At 69.7% G+C, this 6,240-nt stretch carries 7 protein-coding genes; 3 read left to right on the top strand and 4 right to left on the bottom strand.

The annotated features are described in order from the left end of the window. Window positions 1–42: 42 nt before the first annotated feature. Window positions 43–1,038 carry a methyltransferase domain-containing protein gene (locus tag ACFPZI_RS00300; protein ID WP_381356472.1) on the bottom strand — a complete coding sequence of 332 codons (996 nt, stop codon included), beginning with the start codon at window positions 1,036–1,038 and terminating at the stop codon, window positions 43–45. Window positions 1,039–1,169: 131 nt separating this feature from the next. Here ACFPZI_RS00300 and ACFPZI_RS00305 point away from each other — a divergent pair, with 131 nt between their 5' ends. After that, complete coding sequence (locus ACFPZI_RS00305; protein ID WP_381356474.1) at window positions 1,170–1,574, top strand: globin; 405 nt, start codon at window positions 1,170–1,172, stop codon at window positions 1,572–1,574. Between the two features lie 46 nt (window positions 1,575–1,620). Here the strand turns inward: ACFPZI_RS00305 and ACFPZI_RS00310 are convergent, their stop codons facing one another. From ACFPZI_RS00310 to ettA, 3 genes are read right to left on the bottom strand one after another with little or no spacing between them, the layout of a single operon-like run. After that, complete coding sequence (locus tag ACFPZI_RS00310) at window positions 1,621–2,319, bottom strand: DUF8010 domain-containing protein (RefSeq protein ID WP_381356477.1); 699 nt, start codon at window positions 2,317–2,319, stop codon at window positions 1,621–1,623. Continuing rightward, on the bottom strand, window positions 2,316–2,759 hold the full coding sequence (locus ACFPZI_RS00315) for an acyl-CoA thioesterase (protein ID WP_381356480.1): 444 nt from the start codon (window positions 2,757–2,759) through the stop codon (window positions 2,316–2,318). Before ACFPZI_RS00315 ends, ACFPZI_RS00310 begins: the two co-directional genes overlap by 4 nt. Window positions 2,760–2,763: 4 nt before the next feature. After that, window positions 2,764–4,428 carry an energy-dependent translational throttle protein EttA gene (ettA, locus tag ACFPZI_RS00320; protein WP_381356483.1) on the bottom strand — a complete coding sequence of 555 codons (1,665 nt, stop codon included), beginning with the start codon at window positions 4,426–4,428 and terminating at the stop codon, window positions 2,764–2,766. 264 nt (window positions 4,429–4,692) lie between these two features. Here ettA and ACFPZI_RS00325 point away from each other — a divergent pair, with 264 nt between their 5' ends. Continuing rightward, window positions 4,693–5,235, top strand: a complete 543-nt coding sequence (locus ACFPZI_RS00325) for a DUF4262 domain-containing protein (protein ID WP_381356486.1) — start codon at window positions 4,693–4,695, stop codon at window positions 5,233–5,235. A gap of 201 nt (window positions 5,236–5,436) precedes the next feature. Then, window positions 5,437–5,751: a hypothetical protein gene (locus ACFPZI_RS00330; protein ID WP_381356489.1), complete on the top strand. Its 315-nt coding sequence runs from the start codon at window positions 5,437–5,439 to the stop codon at window positions 5,749–5,751. Window positions 5,752–6,240 lie beyond the last annotated feature (489 nt).

Consider the following 6,240-nt stretch of genomic DNA (forward strand, 5'->3'; position numbering starts at 1 on the left):
GCCGGGGAAACCCCGGCCAAAGGCACGTTCGGGACTCAGGGTTCAGGAGGGCAGCACCCAGCGGTGCGGCCCTCCTGGGTCGTCCAGCCATACCCAGCAGCGGTCCTCGCCGACCGTGAGGCCGTAGCGCTCACGCCGCGGCCGTCCCTCCCGCCGCCACACGTCGTACGCCTCCCCGGCCCCGATGCTGCCCGCGGTCAGCGCCAGCAGGAACCGGAACCGGTCGCTGCCCCTGGCCCGGCGCGGCACGTCGGCCAGGCCGGTCACATCGGCCGGCACCGCCCGCGACCGGTTCGCGCCGCGCAGCGGTACGAAGTAGGCGGGCGTGTGCAGGAACCGGCCCTCGGCGTGCCCCGGGCCGTGCACGGTGAGGGCGATCAGGCCGGTGGCGAACGGGGCGAGGACGCGGGCGCCGGGCCGGCACTGAGCGAGCCAGGCGCCGGGCACGGACGGCAGAGTGCAGGTCACGATGATCCGGTCGTAGGGGGCACGTGCGGGCACCCCGCGCGCGCCGTCGCCGGTGACGACCACCGGCTGGTAACCGGCGGCGTCCAGGTGCCGGCAGGCCGACTCGGTGATCTCCGGGTCGAGGTCGACGGTGGTGACCAGGTCGCCGTCACCGAGCCGGTGGGCGAGCAGGGCGGCGTTGTAACCGCTGCCGGTGCCGATCTCCAGGACCCGGTCGCCGTCGCGGACGCCCAGTCCGACGAGCATCACCGCCATGAGGGACGGCTGGCTGCTGGAGGAGAGCAGCTCGCCGTCGCGCATCCGGATGGCCAGCGGAACGTCCTCGTACGCGCCGCGCAGCCAGGCCTCGCGCGCCCGGGGGTCGGTGCTCTCGCCCCACCGCCGCTCGTAGCCGCCGACGGCGCCCACGTAGTAGTAGGGCACGAACAGATGGCGCGGGACGGCTTCGAAGGCCTCCCGCCACACCGGGTCGGCGTCGAACGCCCCGCTCTCGGCGATCTCGCGCACCAGTGCCGCCCGCGCCGAGCCGGCGAGGGCGTCCAGGTCCCGCTGAGCGGCATGTTCGCCCATGCCTCCACAGTACGAGCAGCGGCACGGGGACGGGACCCGGTCCCGGGGCGGGCCCGCCCCGGGACCAAAGGGCGGAAACAGCGGGACCTAGGGCTTGAGGCCTATGCCGCCGGGTCTGAGACCATGGACGGGTGACAGAGATTCGGCGCGGCACGCTTCAGGAGCAGACGTTCTACGAGCAGGTCGGCGGGGAGGAGACCTTCCGCCGGCTCGTCCACCGTTTCTACGAGGGTGTGGCCGAGGACCCGCTGCTGCGTCCCATGTACCCGGAGGAGGACCTCGGCCCGGCCGAGGAGCGGTTCACCCTGTTCCTGATCCAGTACTGGGGCGGTCCGACCACGTACAGCCAGAACCGGGGCCATCCGCGGCTGCGGATGCGGCACGTGCCGTTCAAGGTCGACCGGGCCGCGCACGACGCCTGGCTGGGGCACATGCGCGTCGCCCTCGACGAACTCGGCCTGTCCGAGGAGCACGAGCAGACGCTGTGGAAGTACCTGACGTACGCGGCGGCCTCGATGATCAACTCCCCGGACTGAGACACCTTCCGGACCGGGGCACCCTCCGGACCGGGGACACCGGGGTTCAGCGCACGCTGAGCCCCAGCAGCCCGGACCCCGCCCGTCGCAGGGCGATCGACCCGTACGGCGTCCGCAGCCGGAGCCACGCGCCCGAGGCGAGCAGCACTGGCTCGCCGGGATCGCCGTCCGCACCGGCGGACGCGGCCGCCGCCCGCAGGAACCCCAACGACTGGGCCGCGTGCACGGCCCGCACCGGGAGATCGGTCCGGGCGACCGTGCGGGACCAGATCTCCCGCCCGATCCGGTCGAGTTCGGCCCGGGTACGCGATTCGGGCGCCAACTCGCCCGTACGCGCCTTGAATTCGGCGACCGCGGCAGCGACGAGCGCCCGCAGGGAATCCGGTGCGGGCAGCCCGGGTTCGGCCTGCCAGCCCCCGCGCGGGGGCAGCATCCCGGCCCACGGCGGCCCGGTCACCGCGCCCGGCACGGCGGCGGTGGCAGCGGTCTCGTCCACCGATTCCAGCAGCTCACCGGCGGACACGGTCACGTCCAGGGTGACGTCGGTACCGTCCTCGTACGGCTTGGCCAGCCGCACGGCGCGGACGGCCAGCACCTCGAAGGAGGGCGGCCGGCCGAACACGGCGAGTGCGGTGCCCGACGCCTTCAGGCGCACCGCGGCCCCACGGTCGTAGTGGAGCAGCCGGGAGAGGAAGGCCGCGAGGTCCGCGGCCTCCCTCTCGTCGGCGAGGTGGAGCGCCGTCATGCCGCGACGGCCTCGTCCTGATCGGCGCCGCTGTCGGCGTCGTCGTTCTCGTCGTCGTCCGTGTACTCCTTGAGGAACTCCCGCTCCTCCTGGGTGATCCGGCGCGGACGCTGCGCCTCGAAGTCGAACGGCACGATCACCGTGGAGGCGCGGACGTAGACCTGGTCGCCGTCCTTCACCTCGTAGGTGAGGGTGAAGGACGCGGCCCGGATCTCCGTGACCCACAGCTCGATGTCCACGGGCGTGTGCCGGTGGACCAGCTGCCGCTTGTAGTCGATCTCGTGGCGCGCCACCACGGACCCCTGCTGGAAGTCCTTGTCCGGGCGGAACAGGAAGTCGATACGGGCTTCCTCCAGATACCGGAGGAAGACCACGTTGTTGACGTGGCCGTACGCGTCCATGTCCGCCCAGCGCAGCGGGCAGCGGTAGATGTGCCGCAAGAGATCAGCCCCGGGTCAGCTTCTTGTAGGTGGCGCGGTGCGGACGCGTGGCGTCGGCTCCGAGCCGCTCGATCTTGTTCTTCTCGTACGAGTCGAAGTTGCCCTCGAACCAGAACCACCTGGACTCGCCCTCGTAGGCGAGGATGTGCGTGGCGACGCGGTCCAGGAACCACCGGTCGTGGGAGATGACCACGGCGCACCCGGGGAACTCCAGCAGCGCGTTCTCCAGGCTGGAGAGCGTCTCGACGTCGAGGTCGTTGGTCGGCTCGTCGAGGAGCAGCAGGTTGCCGCCCTGCTTGAGGGTGAGGGCGAGGTTCAGCCGGTTGCGCTCACCGCCGGAGAGGACACCGGCCGGCTTCTGCTGGTCCGGTCCCTTGAACCCGAAGGCGGAGACGTAGGCACGCGAGGGCATCTCCACCTGCCCCACGTTGATGTAGTCGAGCTCGTCCGACACGACCGCCCACAGCGTCTTCTTGGGGTCGATGTTGGCGCGGTTCTGGTCCACGTAGGAGATCTTGACGGTGTCGCCGACCTTGATCGACCCGGAGTCGGGCTCCTCGAGGCCCTGGATCATCTTGAACAGCGTGGTCTTGCCCGCGCCGTTCGGGCCGATGATCCCGACGATGCCGTTGCGCGGCAGCGTGAAGCTGAGGTCGTCGATCAGCAGCTTCTCGTCGAAGCCCTTGCTGAGGTTGTTCACCTCGACGACGATGCTGCCCAGCCGCGGACCCGGCGGGATCTGGATCTCCTCGAAGTCCAGCTTCCGCATCTTGTCGGCCTCGGCGGCCATCTCCTCGTACCGGGCGAGACGGGCCTTGGACTTGGCCTGGCGGCCCTTGGCGTTGGAGCGCACCCACTCGAGTTCGTCCCTGAGGCGCTTCTGCCGCTTGACGTCCTTGGCGCCCTCGACCTTGAGGCGGGTGGCCTTGGTCTCGAGGTACTTGGAGTAGTTGCCCTCGTAGCCGTGCAGGCGGCCGCGGTCGACCTCGCAGATCCACCCGGCGACGTTGTCCAGGAAGTACCGGTCGTGGGTGACGGCGACGACAGTGCCCTCGTACTTGGCGAGGTGCTGCTCGAGCCAGTTCACCGACTCGGCGTCGAGGTGGTTGGTGGGCTCGTCGAGGAGCAGCAGGTCGGGCGCCTCGAGCAGCAGCTTGCAGAGCGCGACGCGGCGCTTCTCACCACCGGAGAGGTTCGCGACGGCCCAGTCGCCGGGCGGGCAGCCCAGGGCGTCCATGGCCTGCTCGAGCTGGGCGTCGAGGTCCCAGGCGTTGGAGTGGTCGAGCTGCTCCTGCAGCTTGCCCATCTCGTCCATGAGCGCGTCGGTGTACTCGGTCGCCATCTGCTCGGCGATCTCGTTGAACCGGTCGAGCTTGCCCTTGACCTCGGCAACACCCTCCTGGACGTTCTCCAGGACGGTCTTGTCCTCGTTCAGCGGGGGCTCCTGGAGCAGGATGCCCACCGTGTAACCGGGGGTGAGGAAGGCGTCGCCGTTGGACGGCTGTTCCAGCCCCGCCATGATCTTCAGAACGGTCGACTTACCGGCACCGTTCGGACCGACGACACCGATCTTCGCCCCCGGAAGGAAGCTCAGGGTGACATCGTCGAGGATCACCTTGTCGCCGTGCGCTTTGCGCGCCTTGCGCATGGTGTAAATGAACTCAGCCAAGAGAAACCGTCCGGCAGCTTGAAACTGGCAGTGGGCAGATACACCCCATCTTGCCGCACCGCCACCCCTTGGCGGAAACGCGTTCCGTCCGGAGCCTCTGAGCTGGGGTTTCGCTGGTGGCGGCTATGGCTCGACTGTCACTGTCCGTTGCCGTCGGTCGCCTTCGGTTGCCGCCGGTCGGCCCCGGTGAGCCTCGGACGGCCCAGGGACGGCCCAGGGACGGCCCGGCGTCGGCCATGATTGCAGGCGTCGTAACCTCCCCGGGTGAAAGACTCCTCCTGCTTCTGCCTCCTGTGCGCCCCTCCTTCGGACGGCCCGGCCTGGGAGGAACGTGATGGCCGCATAGCCGCAAGCGTTTCCGAGTTCGGCTGGCACGTGATGGGTGTCGGCGCCGAGGGCGATGCGCCGGCGGATTGGGCCTACTCGATCGGCCTGTGGCACACCCTGCGCAGCCCTGAGGTCTGCATCTTCGGCCTGCGGATCGAGACGATGATGCCCATCCTCAACCTTGCGGGCGGAGAGATCCGAAACGGTCACCCGCTGGAAGCCGACCAGGTGCGTGACGACATCCTGAACGGCCACCCGGTGACCTTCCGGCCGGTCCACCCAAGTTGGTACCGGGACTTCTTCGGCGCCGGGATCGACTACTACCAGGCCCCTCCGCTTCCCGTCATGCAACTGTTCTGGCCGGACAAGGAAGGCCGCTTCCCCTGGGACGACCAGGCCGAGGAATACTGCCGCGCGAGCCAGCCTCCACTGTGGATCCCGAAGGACGAAACCAGCGGGCCGTGGGCTGATCTCGACTGAGGTCGACGTTCGGTCTTGGGCGGGGCGGCCTGGTGGTGAGCCCCGCTTCAGGAGTTCGATCACTCCTCGGCACTGCCGGGGAGGCACCCGGTCACGCCGGGCATGCAGGACCGCCCAGGAGTGCTGGCGTCCGGCGCCGTTGATGTCACTTGTGGATGTCAGAACGGCGCAACCGCACGCGCTCGCCGGCACGATGGTCCCGTGATTGACCTGGAACGCATCAAAGCAGAGAGCGTGGCCTACTTCCGAGCACTCGATGAGAACGCCACCCTGCGGCACCACTTCCGCCACGCTGACGAGGAGGGCGGCTTGTGGTACATCGAGGCCGTAACCGACCGCGGCGAGTTGATCGCCATCAAGCAAGCCGAGCTGACTCCGGCCGGCCAACTCCACCGGTACTGCTGGGAGCACCTGGAGGACGAGCACGGCTTCCTGGCAGACCAAGCGATCGACCCTGAAGAGGACCCGTTGGAGACCATCCCGGCCGAAGAGTTCCAGCGGGTATGGACTCGGTGAGCGGGCTGGACAACTCACTGGTGGAGCGGGCGGCCCGACAGGCCGACACCCCCTCGCCTGTCCACGGGCGTCACGCCCGCCTCGGTCGCCAACTGGCTGCTCATCGCCCTCCTGCTCAAGGTCGGCGACACCGCCCGCCGCCCCATGCCCACCCGGCCGTGGACCTGGACGCTGCCGAGACACAGGTGGTCCGCCGGTGCCCCGGCCCCCCATGGCCCCCCATGGCCGCCCATGGCCGCCCATGGCCGCCCACGGCGAACGGCGGCGGGCACGCCGTTCGCCCTGCGCGGCTGAAGTGGACGGGCGCACGGCTCGTTCCGTCGAGGCCGGGGCGAGGTCACCGGATACGTCACGGCAGCTCAGAAGCCGTCACAGCCATATCCGTTGTTTTTGCGGCGATTACTACGGGGACCCCGAGGCCTTACGTTCTTCGGGCTTCGCCGGCACGCACAGCCATGCGAGGCCCGCGGCGGTGAGGTAGGCGAGCGC

The organism is Streptomyces chlorus, assembly GCF_042655885.1.
In the GTDB taxonomy this organism is placed as follows: domain Bacteria; phylum Actinomycetota; class Actinomycetes; order Streptomycetales; family Streptomycetaceae; genus Streptomyces; species Streptomyces chlorus.

Excerpts from the sequence above, each read along its gene's own strand:
- ACFPZI_RS00310 (WP_381356477.1), bottom strand. The coding sequence starts at position 2,319 with ATGACGGCGCTCCACCTCGCCGACGAGAGGGAGGCCGCGGACCTCGCG.
- ACFPZI_RS00300 (WP_381356472.1), bottom strand. The coding sequence starts at position 1,038 with ATGGGCGAACATGCCGCTCAGCGGGACCTGGACGCCCTCGCCGGCTCG.